This is a genomic window from Streptomyces sp. I05A-00742 (genome assembly GCF_013055795.1).
Lineage (GTDB): Bacteria > Actinomycetota > Actinomycetes > Streptomycetales > Streptomycetaceae > Streptomyces.
Window position 1 is genome coordinate 56,168 of sequence record NZ_JABETO010000028.1, and the last position, 23,224, is coordinate 79,391.

At 70.7% G+C, this 23,224-nt stretch carries 18 protein-coding genes, 1 tRNA gene and 1 pseudogene; 7 read left to right on the top strand and 13 right to left on the bottom strand.

The annotated features are described in order from the left end of the window. Positions 1-86 precede the first annotated feature (86 nt). Entirely contained in the window at positions 87-1,073 is a 987-nt protein-coding gene (locus HN013_RS23390; RefSeq protein ID WP_171169395.1) for a LysR family transcriptional regulator, read from the top strand. 104 nt (positions 1,074-1,177) lie between these two features. Here HN013_RS23390 and HN013_RS23395 read toward each other — a convergent pair whose 3' ends face one another. Both HN013_RS23395 and HN013_RS23400 read right to left on the bottom strand, forming a co-directional pair. Beyond that, complete coding sequence (locus HN013_RS23395; RefSeq protein ID WP_171169397.1) at positions 1,178-1,555, bottom strand: VOC family protein; 378 nt, start codon at positions 1,553-1,555, stop codon at positions 1,178-1,180. Between the two features lie 317 nt (positions 1,556-1,872). Continuing rightward, entirely contained in the window at positions 1,873-3,627 is a 1,755-nt protein-coding gene (locus HN013_RS23400; protein WP_171169399.1) for a beta-galactosidase, read from the bottom strand. Between the two features lie 287 nt (positions 3,628-3,914). On the opposite strand from HN013_RS23400, the gene HN013_RS23405 reads away from it, so the two are divergent. Continuing rightward, complete coding sequence (locus HN013_RS23405) at positions 3,915-4,295, top strand: chorismate mutase (protein ID WP_212764701.1); 381 nt, start codon at positions 3,915-3,917, stop codon at positions 4,293-4,295. 727 nt (positions 4,296-5,022) lie between these two features. On the opposite strand, the gene HN013_RS23410 is transcribed toward HN013_RS23405, so the two are convergent. Then, complete coding sequence (locus HN013_RS23410; RefSeq protein WP_171169401.1) at positions 5,023-5,613, bottom strand: hypothetical protein; 591 nt, start codon at positions 5,611-5,613, stop codon at positions 5,023-5,025. A gap of 128 nt (positions 5,614-5,741) precedes the next feature. Between HN013_RS23410 and pepN the strand changes: the two are divergent. Continuing rightward, positions 5,742-8,248 (top strand): annotated as a pseudogene (pepN, locus tag HN013_RS23415) (aminopeptidase N). A gap of 106 nt (positions 8,249-8,354) precedes the next feature. Here pepN and HN013_RS23420 read toward each other — a convergent pair. Further along, positions 8,355-8,909, bottom strand: coding sequence for a F0F1 ATP synthase subunit B (locus HN013_RS23420; RefSeq protein WP_171169403.1), 555 nt, complete (start codon positions 8,907-8,909; stop codon positions 8,355-8,357). Positions 8,910-9,160: 251 nt separating this feature from the next. On the opposite strand from HN013_RS23420, the gene HN013_RS23425 reads away from it, so the two are divergent. Continuing rightward, complete coding sequence (locus tag HN013_RS23425) at positions 9,161-10,591, top strand: lysine N(6)-hydroxylase/L-ornithine N(5)-oxygenase family protein (RefSeq protein ID WP_171169405.1); 1,431 nt, start codon at positions 9,161-9,163, stop codon at positions 10,589-10,591. On the opposite strand, the gene HN013_RS23430 is transcribed toward HN013_RS23425, so the two are convergent. Continuing rightward, on the bottom strand, positions 10,547-12,370 hold the full coding sequence (locus HN013_RS23430) for a bifunctional UDP-sugar hydrolase/5'-nucleotidase (RefSeq protein ID WP_171169407.1): 1,824 nt from the start codon (positions 12,368-12,370) through the stop codon (positions 10,547-10,549). The two genes, HN013_RS23425 and HN013_RS23430, sit on opposite strands and share 45 nt — an antisense overlap. Positions 12,371-12,579: 209 nt before the next feature. On the opposite strand from HN013_RS23430, the gene HN013_RS23435 reads away from it, so the two are divergent. Continuing rightward, positions 12,580-13,275, top strand: a complete 696-nt coding sequence (locus HN013_RS23435) for an SIMPL domain-containing protein (protein WP_171169409.1) — start codon at positions 12,580-12,582, stop codon at positions 13,273-13,275. A gap of 144 nt (positions 13,276-13,419) precedes the next feature. After that, the gene (gene pyk / locus HN013_RS23440) at positions 13,420-14,856 is read left to right on the top strand and encodes a pyruvate kinase (RefSeq protein WP_171169411.1); all 1,437 of its coding nucleotides are present in this window, start codon (positions 13,420-13,422) and stop codon (positions 14,854-14,856) included. Positions 14,857-14,871: 15 nt separating this feature from the next. Here the strand turns inward: pyk and HN013_RS23445 are convergent, their stop codons facing one another. Then, positions 14,872-15,645: a helix-turn-helix domain containing protein gene (locus tag HN013_RS23445; RefSeq protein WP_171169413.1), complete on the bottom strand. Its 774-nt coding sequence runs from the start codon at positions 15,643-15,645 to the stop codon at positions 14,872-14,874. A gap of 121 nt (positions 15,646-15,766) precedes the next feature. Further along, positions 15,767-15,841, bottom strand: a tRNA-Leu gene (locus HN013_RS23450). A 96-nt stretch (positions 15,842-15,937) separates the two neighbouring features. On the opposite strand from HN013_RS23450, the gene HN013_RS23455 reads away from it, so the two are divergent. Further along, entirely contained in the window at positions 15,938-16,591 is a 654-nt protein-coding gene (locus HN013_RS23455) for an ANTAR domain-containing response regulator (protein ID WP_171169415.1), read from the top strand. Positions 16,592-16,649: 58 nt separating this feature from the next. On the opposite strand, the gene HN013_RS23460 is transcribed toward HN013_RS23455, so the two are convergent. From HN013_RS23460 to HN013_RS23485, 6 genes are all read right to left on the bottom strand, one after another. After that, the gene (locus tag HN013_RS23460; protein WP_171169417.1) at positions 16,650-17,366 is read right to left on the bottom strand and encodes an ABC transporter ATP-binding protein; all 717 of its coding nucleotides are present in this window, start codon (positions 17,364-17,366) and stop codon (positions 16,650-16,652) included. Next, on the bottom strand, positions 17,363-18,286 hold the full coding sequence (locus HN013_RS23465) for an ABC transporter ATP-binding protein (RefSeq protein WP_171169419.1): 924 nt from the start codon (positions 18,284-18,286) through the stop codon (positions 17,363-17,365). Before HN013_RS23465 ends, HN013_RS23460 begins: the two co-directional genes overlap by 4 nt. Before the next feature lie 5 nt (positions 18,287-18,291). Further along, on the bottom strand, positions 18,292-20,085 hold the full coding sequence (locus tag HN013_RS23470; protein ID WP_171169440.1) for a branched-chain amino acid ABC transporter permease: 1,794 nt from the start codon (positions 20,083-20,085) through the stop codon (positions 18,292-18,294). A gap of 5 nt (positions 20,086-20,090) precedes the next feature. After that, complete coding sequence (locus HN013_RS23475; RefSeq protein ID WP_171169421.1) at positions 20,091-21,020, bottom strand: branched-chain amino acid ABC transporter permease; 930 nt, start codon at positions 21,018-21,020, stop codon at positions 20,091-20,093. A gap of 138 nt (positions 21,021-21,158) precedes the next feature. Next, positions 21,159-22,382 (bottom strand): branched-chain amino acid ABC transporter substrate-binding protein, encoded by a 1,224-nt coding sequence (locus HN013_RS23480; RefSeq protein ID WP_171169438.1) that lies wholly within the window; start codon positions 22,380-22,382, stop codon positions 21,159-21,161. Between the two features lie 310 nt (positions 22,383-22,692). Further along, complete coding sequence (locus HN013_RS23485; RefSeq protein WP_171169423.1) at positions 22,693-23,154, bottom strand: PaaI family thioesterase; 462 nt, start codon at positions 23,152-23,154, stop codon at positions 22,693-22,695. Between the last annotated feature and the right edge of the window lie 70 nt (positions 23,155-23,224).

The window sequence follows — 23,224 nt, forward strand, 5'->3', positions numbered from 1 at the left end:
ATCAGCAAAACCCCAGCTCAGGGGTATCGTCCAACAACTTTCGCGAGCGTTTTGACAACCGGGGGTTGTCATTCGAGGCTGGTTCCATGGAACCCGACCTCCCCGGCATGCGCGCCTTCGTCGCCGTCGCCGAGGACCTGCACTTCGGACGGGCCGCCGCCCGGCTCTTCCTCACGCAGCAGGCGCTGTCGAAGCGCGTCCGCCGCCTGGAGGACGCCCTCGCCGTGCCCCTCCTCGAACGCACCACCCGCAGCGTCGAACTCACCCCGGCCGGACGGCGGTTCCTGCCGCTCGCCCAGGACGCCCTCGCCGCCTTCGACACGGCTGTCCAGACCGTCCGCGGCGCCGTGCGCCCGCTGCGCGTCGAAGTGTTCGCCGAGCGCTTCACCCCGCTGCGGGTGCTCCGGGAGGCCGTCGCCCGCACTCCCGGGCTCCGGGTGGATCTCAGCATGCGGCAGGGGCTGGCCGCCGCCCTCCCGGCCCTGCAGGGCCGGGAACTCGACGCCGCGTTCGGCCGCGTCCACGACCTCGGCCGGCCCTGGCCCGCCGACCTCCTCCACCGGCCCGTCCACTGCGAACCCCTGCACGCCTACGTCCTCGCCGGGCACCGCCTCGCCGACCGGACCGACCTGCGCCCGGCCGACCTCCGGGACGCCGGCATCACCATGCCCGACCCCGGCGGCGCCGAGGAGTGGCGCGGCTATCTGATCCGGTTCTGCGAGGACTTCGGCATCCCCCTGCGTTTCGCCGATCCGGCGGTGGGCGCCCGCGACTACGGCGAACTCATGCGGCGCGAGGAGCAGGCCGTGACCGTGGGGGAGGCGGGCATGGACCTGCCGCACGACGGACGGGTGCGCCGCATCCCGCTCGTGGACCCCGCCCCCCTGCACCTGTGGTCCGTCATCTGGCACCGGTCCGACCGCAACCCCCAGTTGGCCGCCCTGCTGCGGGCCCTGCCCCACCCGAAGGGGCTCGAACCGGGCGGCCGCGGCGGTGGCGACGGCGGCGGCGGTGGCGTCTGGCTGCCGGAGCCGGAGCGGGCGGCGCTGTGGGGGAGCGAGGCGGACGGCTGAACGGGCCGACGGGGCAGCCCTGTCAGCGGTCCCGCACTACCCGTCGTCACCGGTCCGGCTGCCCGCCGTCACAGGCCCCTCTACCCGTCGTCACCGGTCTCGCGCTACCCGCCGTAGCACAGGCAGAACGGATGCCCCGCCGGGTCGGTGAACACCCGGTACCCGCTCGTCGTCCCGCCGCTGTCGTGCAGGAAGCGTGCGCCGAGGGAGATCACCTCCCGCTGCGCCCGCTCCAGGTCCTCCCGGGTGCCGACCGTGAGGTCGAGGTGGAACTGCTGCGGGTGGTCCGGGTCCGGCCAGCGCGGCGGCCGGTGGTTCGGGGCCTTCTGGAAGGCGAGCGGGGTACCGCCGTCGGGGCCGCGCAGCCACACCCAGTCCGGGTCGCTCGCGTCCACCTTCCAATCGAGGACCGCCCCGTAGAAACCGGCCAGTGCCGCCGGGTCGGGACAGTCGATGACCGTGCAATCCAGTTTCGCGATCATGGTGTGATGCTCCCGCAGGGGACAGGATCCGTCCACCGGGTACCCGGGGAATCCGGGACGACACACCCCGGTACGGGGGTGGCGTGGGTACCCGTACGGAGGCGCCTGGACAGAATCTGACCGGTTGGTCCGGTCCGGACGGCTTCACTTCGCACGATCTCGGGAACAAACCTTCCACAGGGTCCGTCCCGCTGGTCACCGTCATCGGCCGGTGATCAGCGGGACGGGGGCCTTGAGAGGGCCTTTGAGGACCTTGGCAGGGGCCTGGAGGGAGGCCTTCAGCTTGAGGGGGCCGGTCCCGTACGGAGGCGGGCCGGTCAGCCGGGAACCGGTTCCAGCAGGGCCGACGTCCCGCCCGCCCGGTCCATCTCCAGCACCAGGAGCTCGTTCCGTCCCTCGTGCAGCACGGGCCCCGGCACCCAGAGCGTGCGCTGCGGGCCGGCGGACCAGTACCGGCCGAGGCAGAAACCGTTCACCCAGACGAACCCCCGCCCCCAGCCCGGCAGTCCGAGCACCGCGTCACCGGGGCCCGCCACCAGGAAGGTCCCCCGGTACAGCCCCGGTTCCTCCCCACCGGCCGGCCGCCACCGCACCGCCGCGAGCGCGCCCTCCTCCGTGAGCGCCGCCAGCCGCAGCCCGCGCGCCCGTACGCCGTGGACGTACTGGCCGCCGTGCAGCAGCCCGCCCGTCAGCCCCTTCCGTTCGCCCAGGCGCGGACCGTAGTTGACCCGGCCCAGCGACTCCACCCACAGCTCCACCGAGGCCGGCCCCGGCACGTCGCCGATCAGCCCCTCCTCGTCGTCGAGCACGGCCGTCCGCACCCCGTCGACGTACGCGACCGCCAGGTCGCGCAGCCCGGACACCCGCAGCGGCAGCGCCCGGCGCGGGCCCGGGACGGTGAAGCGATAGCGGACGACGCCCCGGTCCACCCCCAGCTCCTCGAACGACGGTGGCACCACGGCCTCCCGTCCGGCCCCGCCCAGCGCGTCCATCACCTCGCCCGGCGGCGCCCACCGCGTGAGCTCCGCCCGCACCGGCGCCCCGAGCGCCGGGGGAGCGGGCGGCACGTCCGGCAGCGCCCCCTCGGCGTGGCCGGCCAGCACCTCGCGGAAGGCGTGGAACTTGGCCGTCGGCCGTCCGTACTCGTCGACGGGCGCGTCGTAGTCGTACGAGGTCACCGTCGGACGCAGCGCGCCGCGGTGCTCCTCCCCGGCCCGGTTGGCCCCCGACCAGCCGCCGAAGCTCGTCCCGCCGTGCGCCATATAGAGGTTCACCGAGGCCCCGCACTCCAGGATCTCCCGCAGCGCGGCCGCCGCCTCCCCGGCGTCCCGCTCCGCCGCCGCGCCACCCCAGTGGGTGAACCAGCCGCACCAGAACTCCATGCACATCAGCGGCCCGTCCGGCCGGTGCCGGCGCAGCGCCCGGAACGCCTCCCGCGCGCCCGACCCGAAGTTCACCGTGGCGAGCGCTCCGGGGACCGTCCCTGCGGTGAGCATGTGGTCCTCCGGCCCGTCCGACGTCACCAGCGGCACCGTCACACCCGCGGTCCGCAGCCGCGCCACGAGGTGACGCAGGTACTCCTGGTCGCTGCCGTACGAGCCGTACTCGTTCTCCACCTGCACCAGGACGACCGGGCCGCCCCGGCCGATCTGCCGCCCGGTCACCTCGGGGAGCACGGCGTCCAGCCAGCCGTCCACCGCGCGCAGGTACTCCGGGTCGCTCGTCCGCACCCGGGGCCCCAGCCGTCCCGTGAGCCAGTGCGGCAGGCCGCCGTTCTCCCATTCCGCACAGATGTACGGGCCGGGGCGCACGATCGCGTACAGCCCCGCCCCGGCGGCCGTGTCCAGGAACCGGCCCAGCTCGCCCACGTCGTGCGTCCGGCCCTCCACGGGCTCGTGCCGGTTCCACGGGACGTACGTCTCCACGCAGTTGAGCCCCATCGCCCGCAGCATCGCCAGCCGGTGCGCCCAGTGGCCCTCGTGCACCCGGAAGTAGTGCAGTGCTCCCGAGAGCAGCCGCACCGGGCGTCCGTCGATCCGGAACCCGTCGTCCCCCGCGGTGAAGTGCGGCACGGCAGCCCCCGCCCTCGTCGGCCCGCACCGGGCGGCCGGGCCGGGGCCATCCTCGCCCACGCCCGGGGCCGCCGTCACCAGGGCGGGGGCACCGGCGGGCGGCGCGGGTGCGTACGGGGCCGGGGCCGGCGCGGGAGTGGGCGCGGGCGCCCACGGCGGCATGCGCGGGCGCCCGTGCCGTCGGCCCGTCGGACGCCCGTATCGTCGGCCCGTGGTGCCCCGGCCCGTGGTGCGGGACGGAACATCGGGTCGGCGCGGGCCGCCCGTTGCGCATAAGGTCGGTCGATATGAACGACAGCACCAACTCCGAGAGCCCGGGTGCCGGCCGTACGGGCCCGGTTCCGTCCGACGCGTCCGCCACCGCCGCCGCGGGTACGCCGGACGACGCCGTGCGGGCCGAGCTCTCCCGGCTGCGGGACAGCATCGACAACATCGACGCCGCGGTGATCCACATGCTCGCCGAGCGCTTCAAGTGCACCCAGCAGGTGGGCCACCTCAAGGCCGCGCACAAGATGCCGCCCGCTGACCCGGCCCGTGAGTCCCGGCAGATCGCCCGCCTCCGCGACCTCGCCGAGAACGCCAAACTCGACCCGGCGTTCGCGGAGAAGTTCCTCAACTTCATCATCGCCGAGGTGATCCGGCACCACGAGACGATCGCCCGCACATAGCCCACGCGTCCGCCCGGGTCGCTCCCCTTCCGCCGGAGCCCCCAACTCTCGTGCGGACCGCGCGGCCGCCTCCGGCGCACGGAGCCGGCCCCGGACCCTGCCCTGAAACGGACGGCTGCCGGTGCTCCCCGCCGAGGACGGACCGACGACCCTCTCCGGTCGGCCTCTCCCCGGCCGGGGCCGCCCCACCGAGCCGGCCGGCCCGGCACTGGTCTCCGTCCCGCCTCGGCGGGCGGCCGGGCGGCGGCCCCTTTCCGCCTCGGCGGGCGGCGGTTCCCTTGCCACCCGGACGAACGGCCTGACGATCGGCCCGGCGGTGGTTCTCTTCTCGCCCCGGCGGGCGGCCCGACGGCTGACCTGGCGGCGGTTCTCTTCCCGTCCCGGCGGGCGGCCCGACGATCCGGGCGGTGATTCTCTTCTCGCCCCTGCGGGCGGTCCGACGACCGCCTGCGGCGCTCCTCCTCCCGCCCCGGCGGCAGCCCCTTCCCGCCTGGACGAGCGGCCCGGCGCCGGCGGTCCGTCTCGCCGATGGCCCACCACTGGCGGTCCGGACCGCCGACGCCCCGATCCCAGTGGCCGGGTGACCCGCCCGACCCGGTATCCGTGCTGTCACACACCCCCACACCCCCACACCCCCTTCCTCCCAACCCTCCTAACTTTCGCGGCCTCGCGGCCTCGCGGCCTCGCGGCCTCGCGGCCTCGCGGCCTCGCGGCCGACGAGCGCCCCTCACCCGGCCGCCGCCGCCCCCGCCTCCCGCAGTCCGCCGCCCGCCGGGCAGTCCCGCCGCCGTCGCCAGTAGGCCCAGGTCAGGGCCAGCACCAACGGCCCCCACAGGGCACACAGTCCGCTGACCGTCACCGCCAGGACATGCCACCACACGTTGTCGTACGCCATGTCGTGGAAACCGGCCAGCTCGAACGACACCAGGAACCACTGCACCAGCAGCGCGCTGAACGCGAGACCGGCGAGGGTCGCCGGTACCACCACCGCCGCCGGCGGGATGCGCCTGCCCCGGAACACCGGAACCCGGTCGTGGAACACCTCGCCCCAGGGGCGCACGAGGCCCGAACACAGCAGCGCGAACGTCTCGGAGAGGAGGCTGAGCAGCACGACGTAGCCGACGGCCAACCACCGGGGCCACGGTGCGGGATCCATGTCCATCCCCATGGTGAAGTCGAACCCGATGGGCAACCGCCAGAGGCAGACCGGCAGTCCCATCCAGGGGAGCAGCCGAGCCGTGCGCTGCGCCCAGCGCGGTACGGGCCGGTCGGTCTTCAGGGGCCGCGCGGGCCGCTGCTGCAAGTCGTTGGTCGCCATGCGTCCAGCCTCCCGGGCAGGCGACCGGACATGATCGTGCCTGGGCACGATCTCCCTCCGCCGAGCGGCGGAGAGGAACGGGCATATTGCCTCGCCCGCCGCCGAGGCGCTGCGGCAGCATGGCCGCCATGACCGTACTGACGCGCGACGAAGCGCAGGCCAGGGCACAACTCCTCGATGTCCACAGCTATGACATCGACCTCGATCTCACCCGTGGCGCGGAACACTTCCGTTCCATCACGGTGATCCGCTTCAGCGCACGCGCCGGTGGCGACACCTTCGTCGACATCCGTCCCGCCGCCCTCCTGAGCGCCTCCCTCGACGGTCGAGGCCTCGACGTCACCTCCCTCGACGACAACCGGCTGCCCCTCACCTCGCTCACCCCGGGCGACCACGAGCTGCGCGTCGAGGCCGACATGAGCTACTCCCGCACCGGCGAGGGCATGCACCGTTTCACCGACCCCGCCGACGGCGAGACCTACCTCTGGTCCCAAATGTTCCTGGAGGACGTCCAGCGCGTCTTCGCCGCCTTCGACCAGCCCGATCTCAAAGCCGTCTTCACCTCCACGGTCACCGCGCCGCCCGAGTGGACCGTCCTCGGCAACACCGTCGCCACCCGCGTCGGACCGCCCGCCGACGGCCGTTGGCAGCTGCCCACCACCTTGCCCCTGAGCACCTATTTCGTCGCGTTCGCCGCCGGCCCCTGGCACACCGTCCGCACCGAGCACGCCGGACTGCCCTTCGCCCTCCACTGCCGCCGGTCCCTCGCCGCGCACCTCGACGCCGACGCCGAGGAACTCTTCGACATCACCCGCCGCTGCTTCGACCGCTTCCACGAGATCTTCGACGAGCCCTACCCTTTCGACTCCTACGACCAGGCGTTCGTCCCCGAATTCAACCCCGGCGCCATGGAGAACCCCGGACTGGTCACCTTCCGCGACGAATACGTCTTCCGCTCCGCCGCCACCGACACCGAACGGCAGAACCGGGCCATCACCATGGCGCACGAAATGGCGCACATGTGGTTCGGCGACCTCGTCACCCTCCGGTGGTGGGACGACATCTGGCTCAACGAGTCCTTCGCGGAGTACATGGGCTACCAAGTCCTCACGGAGGCCATGGACTTCACGGGACCGTGGGCCGAATTCGGCATCAGCCGCAAGGCATGGGGCTCCGACGCCGACCAGCGCGAGACCACCCACCCCGTCGCCCCCGACGCCGACGCCGTCCGCGACACCGGCACCGCCCTCCTCAACTTCGACGGCATCTCCTATGCCAAGGGCGCCGGCGCCCTGCGCCAACTCGTCGCCTGGATGGGCGAGAAGGACTTCCTGGCCGGCATCAACGACCACTTCGCCCGGCACCGCTTCGGCAACGCCACCCTCGCCGACTTCATCGACTCCCTCTCCCGGGCCTCCGACCGCGACGTCCACGCCTGGGCCCGGCAGTGGCTCCGCACCACCGGCGTCGACACCCTCACCCCGCGGATCGACACCACCGCAGACGGCCACTGGCGGCTCACCGTCGACCACGAGGGCACCCGCCCCCACCGCATCGCCGTCGGCCTCTACGACCAGGATCCCCGGGAGCCCGGGCGGCTCACCGCCCGTGAGCGCACCGAGTCGACCTCCCCGCGTCCGCACCGGTACTCGGCGGCCCGGGCCCCCGGCCCGCCCTCGTCCTCCTCAACGACGGCGACCTCACCTACGCCAAGGTTCGCCTGGACCCCGCCTCCCACGACGCCGTCGTACACGGCCTCTCCGGCCTGCCCGACCCCCTCACCCGCGCCGTCGTCTGGAACGCCCTCCGCGACCTGGTCCGCGACGGCCGGATCGCCCCCGACGTCTACCTCCAAGCCGCCCGCGCCCACCTCCCGCACGAGACCGACAACGCCGTCGTCCAGGGCGTCCTCACCTTCGCCCACACCCAGATCGCCGACCAGTACCTCCCCGCCGACCGCCGCGACGACGCCCTCGCCGTCCTCCGCGACACCTGCCACGACCTCCTGCGCCGCACGGAGAACGGCACCTCCGCGGGCATCCGCCTCACCGCCGTGCGCACCCTCGTCGCCGGCAGCACCGCCCCCGGCACCCTCCACGACTGGCTCCGCGCCGGGACCGTCCCCGGCGGCCCCGCCCTCGACCCCGAACTCCGCTGGCGCGTCCTCGCCCGCCTCGCCGCCCTCGGCGCCGTCACTCCGGCGGACATCGACGCCGAACTCGCCGGCGACCCCAGCGCCACCGGCCAGGAGGGCGCCGCACGCTGCCGCGCCGCGTTCCCCGACCCCGCCGCCAAGGAAGCGGCCTGGCACGCCCTCCACGACGGCGACACCCTCTCCGCCTACCTCTGGACCGCCACGGCACAGGGCTTCTGGCAGCACGGACAACTCGACCTCACCCGCCCCTACCGGGACCGCTACCACTCCGACGTCACGGCACTCGCCGCCCGTCGCGGCACCGCCCTCGCCACCGCCGCCGGCAACCATGGCTTCCCCCGTCCCTTCGTCGACCACGACACCCTGCGCCTCGGTGAGGAGTGCCTGAGCGGCCCGGAGCCGACCCCCGCACTGCGCCGTCAGCTCCGCGACCGGCTCGACGACCTCCGCCGCGCCCTCACCGTCCGCTACACACAGTGAACACCACCCCACTGACAATGACCCCCGGCGACCGCGTCACCGCATGACAAAGGCGCCCGCACCCCGGTCGGGGTGCGGGCGCCAGGCCCGAAAAACGCTGCTCGCGTCAGCCGCGCTTGTCCTCGATGGCGTCCGCCGGCTGAGCCGTGCGCAGCTCCTCGAGGAAGCGGTCCACGATGCCGCTCTCCCGCGCGTAGTCCTCGACGGACTCGCCGACGATGCGGCCCGCCAGCTCGGTGGCCAGTGCGCCGACCTGCTCGCGCAGCTGGGCCTCGGCCACCGCGCGCTCCGCGTCGATCATCGCGTGACCGGCCGAGATGATCTCGTCGCGCTGGCGCTGGCCCTCGGCCCGCAGCTCGGCGATGATCGCGTTGCCCTGCTCGACCGACTCCTGGCGCAGGCGCGCCGCCTCGTGGCGGGCCTCGGCCAGCAGCTCCTGGTACTCGGCGTGGACGCGCTCGGCCTCCGAGCGGGTCTCCTCGGCCTCGCCGAAGCGCCCCTCCGTGGCCTTCTCACGCTCGGTGAGGACCTTGTTGATCCGGGGGAGGATCCCCTTCGCGATCACCGCGAAGACGAGGAAGAACAGCACCAGACCCAGGACGAGCGGGGCGAGCTCGGGCTTGAGCGGTCCGATGTCGATAGCGAGGTTCATCATGGCCATGAGGTGCAGGGTAGTCGAAGCCGCCCCCGGGCCGCGCCCCGCACCCCTCCGCGGTCCCGCGCGCCCCCGCGCGACGCCAACTCTCCGCGCCCGCGCGGGCGGTACCACCATCGGGGGAAACATCCCCCACAAGGCGTCACGGGAACGGCACAGCCGGTAGCTTGAGTCGGTCCTCACGCACTGAACAAACAGGGCATAACTGACGTGTCCGGCTATGCCCGCCGCTGCCCACGGGAAGGCCGCACCCCCGCATGAGCAACCCCCCCACCCCCGACCACGGTCCCGACGCACCCCTCGACCTCGCGGGCATCGGCATCGGCCCCTTCAACCTCTCCCTCGCCGCGCTCGCCCACCCCGTCCAGGACGTCAGCGCGGCCTTCTATGACGAGAATCACACCTTCCGCTGGCACCCCGGTCTGCTCATCGACGGCACCCGCATCCAGGTCCCCTTCCTCGCCGACCTCGTCACCCTCGCCGACCCCGCCAGCCCCTGGACCTTCCTCAACTACCTGAAGACCCGGGAACGCCTCTTCCCCTTCTACTTCGCGGAGCGCTTCCACATCCAGCGCGCCGAATACGACGCCTACTGCCGCTGGGTCAGCGAGAACCTCACCGGACTCCACTTCGGCCACCACATCGACGCCGTCCGCTGGAACCCCGAACGCGTCCTCTTCGAGATCGACTACACCCAGCTCGACCGCGACGGCGAGGCCGAGGCCCTGGGCCGCACCTACGCCCGCAACGTCGTCCTCGGCATCGGCACCACCCCCGACATCCCCGAGCCCATGCGCCCCCTCGTCGAGGCCCACGGCGTCCCCGTCCACCACTCCGCCGACTACCTCGACCACCGCGCCGACCTCCTCGCCGCCGACCACGTCACCGTCATCGGCTCCGGACAGTCCGGCGCGGAGATCTTCCTCGACCTCCTCCGCCACCGCCCCGTCGGCCGCGAGAAGCTCCACTGGCTCGCCCGCACCCCCGCGTTCGCGCCCACCGAGACCAGCCGCCTCGGCCGCGAGCACTTCACCCCCGACTACAGCCAGTACTTCCACGCCCTTCCCGAGCCCCTCCGGGACCAGGCGCTGCCCCAGCAGTGGCAGCTCCACCAGGGCATCGACCCCGCCACCATGACCGCCATCCACGACGAGCTCTACCGCCGCAGCCTCCACGGCGGCTGGCCGGACGTCACCCTCACCCCGGGAGTCTTCGTCCGTACCGCCGGGCGCGTCGGCACCACCCGTGTCGAGCTCCACCTCGAACACTCCCAGCAGGGCACCCGCTCCCGCCTCACCACCGATGCCGCCGTCCTCGCCACCGGCTACCGCGAACGCCGCGTCGACCGGCTCCTCGCCGCCCTGGACCCCTACATCCGCCGCGACTCCGGCGGCAGGCCGCGCATCGACGCCCAGCACCGCCTGGTCCTCGACCCCCTGGTCAAGGGCGCCGTCCACGTCCAGAACGCCGAGACCCACACCCACGGCATCGGCAGTTCCGACCTCGGCCTCGCCGCCTGGCGCAGCGCCACCATCCTCAACACCGTCACGGGCACCACCCACTACCCGCTGCCCCACCGCACCGCCTTCACCACGTTCGGCCTGGAGCCGCGGCCCACGCCACGGCCCCACACCACCCCGTCGTCAGAAAAGCGGCACACCATCCCGCGTCAGCTTCCAGTCCACTGACGCGAACCGCGACACATCGATCACCTGCTGGGCCTTCACCCAGCTGATGATGGTGTTCCGGATCTCCTCGGAATTCGCCCATACCTGCTTGGCCCGCGCGACGTGCGGGAAATTCCCGCCACCGCTCGCCCGGTAATTGTTCACCGCCAGCACGAACTGCGCGGAGTCGTCCAGCGGCTTCCCGTCGAACAGCAGCTTGCCGACCCGCGCACCCGGTGCCTTCGCCACGTCGATCTCGTACGAGAGGCCACTCACCACGTCGTAGTTGTAATCCGGAATGTTCTCGGCGTTCGTGAGCTTCGCCGGATCCACCGGCCCGCCCGCCGGCGTCCGCACGTAATACCGCGCCGAGAACTCCAGATACTCCCGGAGCTGCGCACCGGTCAGGACCCGGGCCTCCAGCGTGTTCTCGAACGGGTACAGCCCGGCCACCTGGCGGACCGAGACCTGGCCCGCCGGGACCGCCGCCGTCCGCGAGAAGCACGAGGCCTGCGACAGCACTGGCAACGACGCGTACGCCGTGCCCTTGAGCGCCGCGCGTACCGTCTCGGCCTGTACATGGTTGATGAAATCGATAATGGGCGTGTCCTTGTACGGCGCCTCCGCGGCGTTCATCGCCGCCGTCGAGGTGCCGATCCGCTGGTTCACATACGCCACCACCTTCCGGTGCTGTCCCCGCACCAGGGCGGTGATGGAGGCGTCCTCCTCGACCGTGTTGGAGTTCAGGACCTTCGACGCGACCGACTCGACCCGCCAGCCGCCCTTCTCCCACACCAGGTCGAAGTCGAACAGCGTCAGCCGCTGCCCCCACTTCAACGGCTCGGACAGCACCACCGGCCGGCCCGTCTCCTTGTTGACCACCCGGTACTCGGGAACCTCCACATGCGCGTGGCCCACCAGAATCGCGTCGATCCCCGGAACCTTCTCCGCCACCAGGGCCGCCGCGTTCTCCACATAGGGAAGCGCGTCACCGTACGACGACGTACCGCTCGAACCCGAATGCGCCGAAACGATCACGACGTCCGCACCCATCGACCGGAGCCGCGGCACCCATTTCGCCGCCTGCTCCTCCAGGCCCGGAAAGACCATCTTTCCCTGGACATTGGCCTTGTCCCAGATCGCGATTCCGGGATTCGTCAGACCGAGTATCGCCACCCGCACATCCCGCCCGTGCGGCGTCCGCATCCGCTTGATGACGTACGGCCGGAACGCCGGCCGCATCGTCTTCGCATCCAGCGCGTTCGCACCCAGCAAAGGGAAGTCGCACTGCTTCTCGAACTTCCGCAGCACCGGAATGCCGTAATTGAACTCGTGGTTCCCCAGGGCCGCCGCGTCATATCCCATGGCGTTCATCGCCGACGCCATCGGGTGCACCGGACCGTGCGCCCGGGTGATCGGCTCCACCCGCGCGTAGTAGTACGCCAGCTGCGTGCCCTGGATCGTGTCCCCCGCGTCGATGAGCAGCGTGTTCCGCCGCCCCTTCTCCTTGCGGACCTGCTTCACCAGCGTCGAGATCTTCGCCAGGCCGACGTCGTTGTGCGCCTTGTCGTCGAACTCGGCGTCGGTGAAGTAGTCCCAGTTGAAGACGTTCCCGTGCAGGTCCGTCGTGCCCATGACGGTGAACGCGTACCGCCTCGTCCTGCCGTGGCCGTGGCCCCCGTGTCCCGCGAAGGGTTCCTCCCCGGCCGCCGCAGGCGCGGCGCCCGCCGCCCCGGCCAGGGCCACCCCCGCTCCCGTAGCGGCCGTACGCCCCAGAAAACGCCTGCGGTTGAGCGGCATCGAATTCCCCATCCCTTACCTGACGATCTCACTGCATCCGATACATGCTGCGATTGCTGTACGACACCGGACGGCCGCTCACCACGGGCCCCCGGTACAACGCGCGTAGATTCTGACCCCGGCGGGCACCGTGGCAACACCCTTACAAGGTTGCGATCCGATGACTCCGGACAGTCCCGCCGACGAACGCGGACTGGGACCCTGGCCCCATGACCTCACCCGAGCCGCTGCCCTACGGAACCCCCGACACACCGCGCGTCGCCGTCCGCGGCGAGGCCCACCTCGAAGTCGACCCGGAAATCGCCCGCCTCGGAATCACCATCAGCGCCCGCGGAACCGACCGGCACAAAGCCCTCGACGACCTCACGCGCCGCAACAATCACATCATCGACCTCCTCAAAACCCATGGCGACGCCGTCGAGAAAATCGAAACCGGAGCCGTCACCATCACTCCGCAGCTCAACGACAAGGGCCGCCACGAGCGCATCCGCGCCTACCGAGGCCACATCCACCTCACCGCCACCGTCGGGGACTTCACCATTCTCGGCGAGCTCACCACGCGCCTCTCCGACCTCGAACTCACCCGGGTCGACGGGCCCTGGTGGGATCTCCGCACCAACTCTCCCGCCCACCGCGAAGCCCGCCGCCAAGCCGTCCACGACGCCGTCCGGCGCGCCCGCGAATACGCCGAGGCGCTCGGAGCACAGCTCGTCGCCCTCGTCGAACTCGCCGACACCGGAGCCGAACACCCTGCCCCCATCGCCCCGTCATCCCGCTCCGGCGGCTCCCTGCGCGGCGCCGGCTACGCCGGGGCCGCCCCCGCCGCCCTCGACCTCGAACCCCAGCGCCAGAGCGTCTACGCCCACGTCAATGCACGGTTGACCATGACCCCGCCGATCCTGTGAATCCGGCAGACGAGGGGCGCCCCGGCGCTCATCGGAGCGCCCCCGTGCACGTTTCACTAGTTGTCAACAAGCTTTTACCCAACGGTCGTTGGGCCGTTGCGCCGGGCAGATTCGCTACCGGCCGGTAGGTCATAAGGTCGTGCCATGCGCCGAGCGAAAATCGTCTGCACCCTGGGGCCCGCCACCGACTCGTACGAGCAGATCAAGGCCCTCGTCGAAGCCGGCATGGATGTCGCCCGCTTCAACCTGAGCCATGGCTCCCATGCCGACCACGAGGCGCGGTACGAACGGGTACGGAAAGCCGCCGAGGAGACCGGCCGGAACGTGGGCGTCCTGGCCGACCTTCAAGGTCCGAAGATCCGCCTCGGCCGGTTCCTCGAAGGTCCCGTACTCCTTGAACGCGGCGATGACTTCACCATCACCGTCGAGGACATCCTGGGCGACCGGCACCGTTGCGGCACCACCTACGACGGCCTCGCCGCCGACGTCACCCCCGGCGAGCGCATCCTCGTCGACGACGGCCGCGTGACCCTCGAGGTCGCCGAAGTCAACGGGCCGCGCGTCAGGACCGTCGTCCTTGAGGGCGGCATGGTCTCCGATCACAAGGGCCTCAACCTCCCCGGCGTCGCCGTCTCCGTCCCCGCCCTCTCCGAGAAGGACGTCGAGGACCTCCGCTGGGCGATCACCGCGGGCGCCGACATCGTCGCCCTCTCCTTCGTCCGCAGCGCTCGGGACATCGACGACGTGCACCGGGTCATGGACGAGGAGGGCCGCCGCCTCCCCGTCCTGGCGAAGATCGAGAAGCCCCAGGCGGTCGAGAACCTCGACGGGATCGTCGCCGCCTTCGACGGCATCATGGTCGCCCGCGGCGACCTCGGCGTCGAAATGCCGCTGGAAACGGTCCCGATCGTGCAGAAGCGGGCCATCAAGCTGGCGAAGCGCAATGCCAAGCCGGTCATCGTCGCCACCCAGATGCTCGACTCGATGATCGACGCCTCCCGCCCCACCCGCGCCGAGGCGTCCGATGTCGCCAACGCCGTCATCGACGGAACGGACGCCGTGATGCTCTCCGGCGAGACCAGCGTCGGCAAGTACCCCGTCGAGACGGTCCGCACCATGAGCCGTATCGTCCGGGCGGCGGAGGAGGACATCCTCGCCAAGGGCCTACCGCCCCTCACCGAGCGCAGCAAGCCCCGCACCCAGGGCGGCGCCGTCGCCCGCGCCGCGGCCGAGATGGGCGACTTCCTCGGGGCGAAGTTCCTGGTCGCCTTCACCCAATCCGGTGATACCGTCCGCAGGCTCTCCCGCTACCGTTCGCCCATCCCGCTGCTCGCCTTCACCCCGGAGCCGGCGACGCGCTCCCAGCTCAATCTGACCTGGGGCGTGGAGACCTTCCTGGGGCCGATGGTGCAGACCACCGACGAGATGGTCAGTCAGGTCGACGAGTACCTGCTGCGGATCGGGCGCTGTCGCAAGGGCGACATGGTCATCATCACGGCCGGCTCCCCGCCGGGTACCCCGGGAACGACCAACCTCGTGCGCGTGCACCACATCGGGGAGGACGACGGGCCGAAGCGGTAGGCCAGGCCCGGGGGATCAGTACTTCGGGCCGATGTGGGCGTCCATGAGGGCGACGGATGCGCGCCGGGCGACCGAGATGTTGATCGGTGTGCCGTCGCGGCGGGTGACTGTCCATATGACGCCGACCTTGTCGAGGGTGTCGCAGTACAGCCACCGGATGTCGTCGGACTTGTTGGTGAAGAAGTAGCGGGGGTACTCGTAGCGCTTACGCTCACCTCCGATGAGGCGTGTGGTCCAGTTCGTCATCCGACAGCCGTCGGAATGGATGAGGCCCCTTAGGAAGTCCCATGGGTGCGCATCGACGATTCGCTGCTGCCAGGGCACCAACGAGATGGGTCGTTCGTGTTTCTTGCCGGGGCCGTGCTGGGGAAAGAGGCATGGCCAGTGCTTGCTGCTGCTGGCGACGGCAACGCAGCCTCGTCGCTGAACGATGTAGACGCTGTTGTCGGGGCGCACCCGTTCCACCGCGGTTTTGCAGGCCGCGATGAGGCCAGGCCACGCGTCCGCGCAGACGATGCGAAGCGTGTAACCGCCGTTCGGTTGTCTGCTCACGCAGCCATTGCCGAGATAGAGCCCCAGGAGGTAGGCGTAGGCACGGGCATCGGCGGGTGGTGTGGGATGGGCGCAGCAGAGCGAGCACAGTGAGCGGCTGGAGTGCCTGGGCTCGATCCGGGTGAGCCACTGACGGATCGCGCATCGGGATATGCCAGTCTGCTTGCTGACCGAGTTGAGGCTGAAGCCTTGGTCGACGAGGGCGAGGGCCCGGCGGCGTGTGGCGAGGTCGTACATGGGAGCGAGAGCCTGACGCGGCGGATGTCATTGCGTTGGGATTCGCGCGGGTGTTCACCGCAAAGGGTGAAGATTCCCAATGTGGGCACTCAATGGCGCGACCTTCGAAATAAAGGTAAAGTGCCCCGGGTCGGATTCGAACCGACACTGTATGGGTTTTGAATCCATTGCCTGCTGCCAGTTGGGCTACCGGGGCCTTGTAATGCAAGGAGAGTGTATACCCCTCCGGTACTCAAAACTACAGCACTCGGTACGCTCGTGGAGCACCGCCTGTCCTGGACTGAGGAGACCCGTGAGCGCCGCCGAGCCCCAGCCGCCCGTCGACGACGAGCCGCAGCACACCCCTCCGCACATCACGCGCGTCGTGATCGCCGAGGACGAGGCCCTGATCCGCCTCGACCTCAAGGAGATGCTCGAGGAAGAGGGCTACTCCGTCGTGGGTGAGGCGGGCGACGGGGAGACAGCGGTCGCGCTGGCCCGGGAGCACCGGCCGGACCTGGTGATCCTCGATGTGAAGATGCCGGTGCTCGACGGGCTCTCGGCGGCCGAGCGGATCGCGGCCGAGTCGATCGCGCCGGTGCTGATGCTCACCGCGTTCTCGCAGCGCGAGCTCGTGGAGCGGGCCCGGGACGCCGGGGCCATGGCGTACCTGGTGAAGCCGTTCAGCAAGAGCGATGTGGTGCCGGCGATCGAGATGGCCGTATCGCGGTTCACGGAGCTGAAGGCGTTGGAGAAGGAGGTCGCGGACCTCTCCCAGCGGCTGGAGACGCGCAAGCTGGTGGACCGGGCGAAGAGTGTTCTCCAGACGCAGTACGGGCTGACGGAGCCGGCGGCGTTCCGGTGGATCCAGAAGACGTCGATGGACCGCCGGATGTCGATGCAGCAGGTGGCCGAGGCGGTCATCGAGGACGCGCGGGAGAAGAAGGCGGCCAAGGAGCAGCAGTAGCGGCGCTCCGCCGAGGGGCCCGTGTCCGGTGGCGGACGCGGGCCCTTGGCATGTCCGGTCAGTCCTCGCCGAGGTAGGCCTTGCGGACGGATTCGTCGCCCAGGAGTTCGGCGCCGGTGCCGGAGAGGACGATGGTGCCGGTCTCCATGACGTGACCGTGGTCGGCGAGGGTGAGCGCGGCCTGGGCGTTCTGCTCGACGAGCAGGATGGTGGTCCCCTCGGCCTTGAGCTCGGTGATGGTGGTCATGATCTTCTGCATCATGATCGGCGAGAGGCCCATGGAGGGTTCGTCGAGCATGAGGAGCTTGGGGCGGGACATGAGGGCCCTGGCCATGGCGAGCATCTGCTGTTCGCCGCCGGAGAGGGTGCCCGCGGGCTGGCGGGCGCGTTCGCCGAGGATCGGGAAGAGGCGGTAGACGCGCTCGACGTCCCGGGCGATGCCGTCGGTGTCCTTCCGGAGGAACGCGCCTAGCTGCAGGTTCTGGGAGATGGTGAGGCGGGGGAAGATGTGCCGGCCTTCGGGGGAGTGGGCGAGGCCGAGGGCCACGATGCGGTGCGCCGGGACACCGGTGAGGGGTCGGCCCTCGAAGCGGATGCTGCCGGACCTGGGGTTGAGGAGACCCGAGAGTGTGCGGAGTGTGGTGGTCTTTCCGGCGCCGTTGGTGCCGATGAGGGTGACGACCTCTCCGGCCTGGACGGTGAAGGAGATGCCCTTGACGGCTTCGATCTTGCCGTAGGCGACGCGGAGGTCGCGGACTTCGAGGAGAGCCGTCATCGGGGGTCGTTCTCCTCGCGGTGAGTGTGGACTGCTTCCGTGGCTTCCGCCGCCCGCGCCTCCGCTGCTTCCGCCGCTCCTGCCGCCTCCGCCGCTTCGACCTCGGCGGCCTCTTCCTCCCCGGGCGCCCCTTCGAAGGGGGTGCCGAGGTAGGCGGCGATGACGCGTTCGTCGCTCTGGACGGTCTGCGCGCTGCCCTCGACGAGTTTCTCGCCCTGGACGAGGACGGCGACGTGATCGCAGAGGTTGAAGATGAAGCGCATGTCGTGCTCGATGACGAGGACGGCGATGCCCTGGTCGCGGATGGCGAGGACGAGCTGTTCGGTGGCGCGCGTCTCCTGGGGGTTCATCCCGGCGGTGGGCTCGTCGAGGAGGAGCAGCCCGGGTTCGCTGGCGAGGGCGCGGGCGATCTCGAGTTTGCGTTGTTCGCCGTAGGGGAGGTTGCGCGCGAGGTGGTCGGCCTTGCCCGCGAGGCCGGTGAATTCCAGGAGTTCGTGGGCGCGTTGGTGGGACTCCTTCTCCGCGCGGTGGAATCCAGGGCTGCGGAGGAGGGCGGAGAAGAGCCCTTCCGAGGTGCGGGTGTGGCGGCCGACGAGGACGTTCTCCAGGACGGTCATGCTCGGGAAGAGGCGGATGTTCTGGAAGGTGCGCGCGATGCCGGCCTGGGTGACGAGGTGGGGTTTGGCGGGCAGGACGGTGTCGCGGTAGGTGACGGTGCCCTCGGTCGGGGTGTAGAGGCCGGTGAGGCAGTTGAAGAAGGTGGTCTTTCCGGCGCCGTTGGGGCCGATGAGGCCGACGATCTGCCGTTCGTGAACGGTGAGGTCGACGGAGCGTACGGCGGTGAGGCCGCCGAAACGCATGGTGACGCCGGTGGCCGTGAGCACGGGGGCGGCGGTGGTGGCGGTGGCGGGGGCGGTCATGGTGGTCACACCTCCGCTTTGGTGAGGGTCACGGGGGCGTCGTCCGCCGCGTCGTCGTCGGCATGGAATTCGAGCTGCTTCCGGCGGTCGGCGACGATGCCCTCGGGGCGGAAGCGCATCAGGAGGATGAGGGCGACGCCGAAGAGCAGGAGTTGGTAGTCCTGCATGAAGTCCATCTTGTTCGGGATGAGGTAGAGGAGGGCCGCGCCGACGAGGGGGCCGGTGATCGTGCCCATGCCGCCGAGGATGACCGCGGCGAGCAGGAAGGCGGAGTTGGGCGGGACGGTGCCGGCGAATTGGTACTGGTCGGGGGTGGCGGTGGTGATGACATGGGCCTGGACCGTCCCGGCCAGCCCGGCGAGCGCGGCGCCGAGGGCGAACGCGAGGAGTTTGAGGCGGAAGGCGTTGATGCCCATGGCGGTGGCGGCGGTCTCGTCCTCGCGGATGGCGATCCAGGCGCGGCCGATGCGTGATTCCGCGGCGCGGCGGAAGACGAGGACGACGGCGATGGTGGCCAGGAGCATCAGCAGGTAGTAGTTGCCGAACCGGCCGATGGGCGTCCCCAGGACGTCGTGGGTGTCGCCGAAGTCGAAGCCGCCGATCTTGAGGTCGGGGATGTTGGGGATGCCCATGGCGCCGTTGGTGACATCGGGGCCGGTCTTCCCGTTGAGGTTGAGCATGGTGATGCGGAAGATCTCGCCGAAGCCGAGGGTGACGATGGCGAGGTAGTCACCGCGGAGGCGGAGGGTGGGCGCGCCGATGAGGACGCCGAACACGAGGGACGTGCCGATGCCCGCGAGAACGGCTGCCCAGAAGGGGAAATGCACACCTGCCGCGGATTCCGGGGAGCCGGAGACAAGGGCCGCGGTGTAGGCGCCGACGCCGAGGAAGGCGACGTACCCGAGGTCGAGGAGGCCGGCGAGGCCGACGACGACATTGAGTCCCAGGGCGACGGTGGCGAAGATGAGGATGCTGGTGGCGAGGTTGGTGTAGGTGTCGCTGGTGAGGGTGAGGGGGAAGCAGGCGGCGGCGACGAAGGCCGCGGTGAGCGTGATGTTGCGGTGTTTGGCCGTGAGGGAGTTGAGGCGTTGCGTGAGGCCGGACCGGCCGAAGGCGGCGAGGCCCGCGCAGGCGAGCAGCAGGTAGCCGACGAAGAGTTCGCCGTACTCCGCCTCGATGCCGTAGGTGAACAGGAGGAGCCCGAGGGCGAAGGCGGCGGCGATGACGAGGATGTCGGCCCAGGCGGGCAGGGCGGTGGCCCGGGACGGCCGGCCGGGGGCGAGACTGTGGCGGAAGCGGTGCCAGGGGTTGGCGGGTGGGGTGTTCTCCGGATAGGGCCGGGCCGGGGGGAGGGCGAGGGCGCCGATCACCGTGAGCAGGGTGGCGCCTCCGGCGACGAAACCGCCGGGTTCGATGTTGACGAGGCCGCCGAGGTCGTTGGTGATGGCGCCGAGGGTGTACCAGGTGGCGGCGAGAGTGCCGAGGGCCAGGAGGAGGGTGGGAGCGGTGGTGCCCGAGGGGGCGAGCCAGCGGAGCCCCCGGACGCGGTAGCCGGCCAGGAGGTGCAGCAGGGTCAGGGCGGCACCGGCCAGGGTGATGTTCTGGAGTCCGCCGGGATAGCCGGTGACGGTGAGGTTGCCGGGGAACGCGGTGGTCCAGGTCCAGGCGAGGAACGTGGAGACGAGCGCGAGGACGGCTCCCGCCCCGGTGAGCAGCCGGGCGGCTCCCGCGGGCAGGGGGATCGCCGCGGGGCGCCTTTCTCCGGGGCGCACTTCCGATGCCGGGCGGTGGGAGGCCATGGTCATCACGCCCGATCCGCGACGCGTTCGCCGAGCAGGCCCTGGGGCCTGAGCAGCAGGACGAGGATGAGGAGGACGAAGGCCCAGACGTCCTTCCAGGAACCGCCGCCGAACTGGGACATGCCGGGGATCTCCTCGATGTAGCCGGTGGCGAGGGCTTCCGCGACGCCGAGGACGACGCCGCCCAGCATGGCGCCGTAGATGTTGCCGATGCCGCCCAGGACGGCCGCGGTGAACGCTTTCAGGCCGGTGATGAAGCCCATGCGGAAGTCGACCTGGCCGTATTTGAGCCCATGGGCGACGGCGGCGACCGCGGCGAACGTGGCACCGATGGCGAAGGCGATGACGATGATGCGGTCGGTGTTGATGCCCATGAGCTTGGCCGTGTCCGGGTCCTGGGCGGTGGCCTGCATCCCGCGGCCGGTGCGGGTCTTGGCGACGAAGAGGCCGAGGGCGATCATGCACAGCGGGGCGGCGATGAGGAGGAAGATCTCGCCGCGCTGGACCGTGGCGCCGAGGATCTTGATGGATTCGCCCTTGAACTGGGGGAACACCCGGGCCTTCTTGGCGTCGGGGTACCACTTCCAGACGGCCTGCTGGAGGGCGATGGAGAGGCCGATGGCGGTGATGAGGGGAGCGAGGCGGGGCGCGCCGCGCAGGGGCCGGTAGGCGAAGCGTTCGGCGGCCATCGCGACGGCGACGGCGGCGACGACACCTCCGAGGATCATGAGGGGGAGCGCCAGGAGCAGCGCGGTGTCGTCGGGGAGGGCGAGGTGGGCGGTGAGGGCGCCGAAGCCGCCGACCATGAAGATCTCGCCGTGGGCGAAGTTGATGAGCTGGACGATGCCGTAGACCATCGTGTACCCGATCGCGATGAGGCCGTACATCGCGCCGAGGATGAGGCCGTTGGCCAGCTGTTGCGGCAGTTCGTGCACCGCCGGGCCTCCTGGGGTGGGACGTGAAGGGGCGGGGTACGGGCGGGCGGCGCGGGCCGGTGGGACCGCGCCGGTTGGATGGGTGCACGTGGCGAGGAGGAATCGTTTCGGCGCGGGGCGGGGTCGCCCGCGCCGGCGTCAGCGCTTGAACTCGGCGCTGTGGCGGGCCTTCCAGGCGTTTCCGTCGACCTGGTAGGCGGTGATCATGGTGTTGGTGGTGTCGCCGTACCGGTCGAAGGAGACGGATCCGGTGACCCCGTCGAACTTCACCTTGTTGAGGGCCTCGACGACCTTGGCCCGGGCGTTGTCCGGCAGCTTCCCGCCGTTGTCGGCGACGACGGCCTTGACGGCCTGGACGATGGCCCAGGTGGCGTCGTAGGTGGAGCCGCCGTAGGCCTCGTAGCGGTCCTTGTAGCCCGCGGCCTTGTAGTCGGCGATGAACTTCTTGGCCGAGTCGAGCTGTTCGACGGGCTTGCCGACGGAGGTGGCGTAGTCGCCCGCGGACTTCTTGTTGAGCTTGATGTAGTCGGCGCTGTACATGCCGTCGCCGCCCATGAGAGGCGCCTTGATACCGCTCTCCTTGAGCTGCTGGCTCAGGGGCGCGGCGGCGGGGTACTCGCCGCCGTAGAAGACGAGGTCGGCGCCCGAGCTCTTGGCCTTGGAGACGATCGCCTTGAAGTCGCGGTCCTCGGGGTTCACATGCTCGGTGCCGGCGATCTTGCCGCCCATCGAGGTGAACTGGGTGGAGAACGCGGCGGCCAGGCCGACGCCGTAGGTCTTCTGGTCGTCGATGACGTAGGCGGTCCGCGCCTTGATCTGCTCGTAGGCGTATTTGCCGCCGAAGGCGCCCTGGACCTCGTCGGTGGTGGCGGTGCGGAAGTAGGTGCTGAACTGGCGGGCGCGGTTGTCCTTCTTCCAGTCCTTGCCCTGGGTCAGGTCGGGGGTGGTGTTGGCCGGGGAGATCAGGGCCACGTTGTTGGACTGCGCCACCTGTTGCATCGACTGCGCGACGCTGGAGTTCAGCGGGCCGACGACGCCCATGACCTTCTTGTCGCCGGCGAGTTTGGTGGCGTTCTGCTGACCGGAGGTCGGCTGGGCCTGGTCGTCCAGGGCGGTCAACTCAAAGGTGACGCCGGGGACTTCGTTGCTCTTGTTGGCGTTGGTGACCGCGAGGTGGGCGGAGTTCTTGATGCCCTGGCCGAGTGCGGAGAGGTCGCCGGTGAGCGGGGCGTCGAGGCCGATCACCACGGTGGTCTTCTTCCCGCCGCTGTCGCCGTTGTCGCCCCCTTTGTCGTCGTCGCGTGATCCGCAGGCGCTCAGGGCGAGGGCTCCTGCGGTGAGTGCCGTGGTGAGGAAGAGCAAGGGACGGTGTCGCACGGTGAGTCCTTTCCCTGGCGCGGCGGCTTCGCTGAGGTGCCGTATCGCTCGCCGGGCAACGACGAAGGGTGAGGAGGTGTGCGAGAACCGCCCGGCGGGGTGGTGAATGGCCGTGACTCTAAGGGCTGTGCGACCTGGCGGGGCAGAGGTGCAGTCCAGGATGTGACTGTCTTGTTATGACGCAGATCACATTCCGCAAGTGGAGATCCGGGGCGGGCTCCACCGGCCCCGCCGCCGGTCGTCGCGACCGGCGGCGGGACGATCAACTCCGCTTCGGGTGCGTGAAGTTGGCGGGTCAGGACTGGTCGTTGTTGCGGATGACGCAGGTGAGGCGGGCGGAGCAGACGCGCTTGCCCTGCTCGTCGGTGACGGCGATTTCGTAGGTGGCGCTGGTGCGGCCACGGTGCACGGGCGTGGCGGTGCCGGTGACGATGCCCGAACGGAGGCCGCGGTGGTGGGTGCAGTTGAGGTCCACGCCCACGGCGATCCGGGTGGGTCCGCCGTGCAGCATGGCGCCGACGGAGCCGAGGGTCTCGGCCAGCACGGCCGACGCGCCGCCGTGGAGCAGGCCGTACGGCTGGGTGTTGCCCTCGACCGGCATGGTGCCGACGACGCGGTCGGGGGACGCCTCGACGACCTGGACGCCCATGCGTTCGCCCAGGTGCCCGGCCGAGAAGAGGGCCGGGAGGTCCAGGCCGCTGCCGGCCCAGGCGTCGATGATCTCCTGCGGAAAGACGGTCCGGCTCTGTTCACCCATGCTGCTCGGCTCCCCTGGTGCTCGAAGGTACGTGTGGCACGCGAAGTACCTGGAAGTAAACGCGTAAACG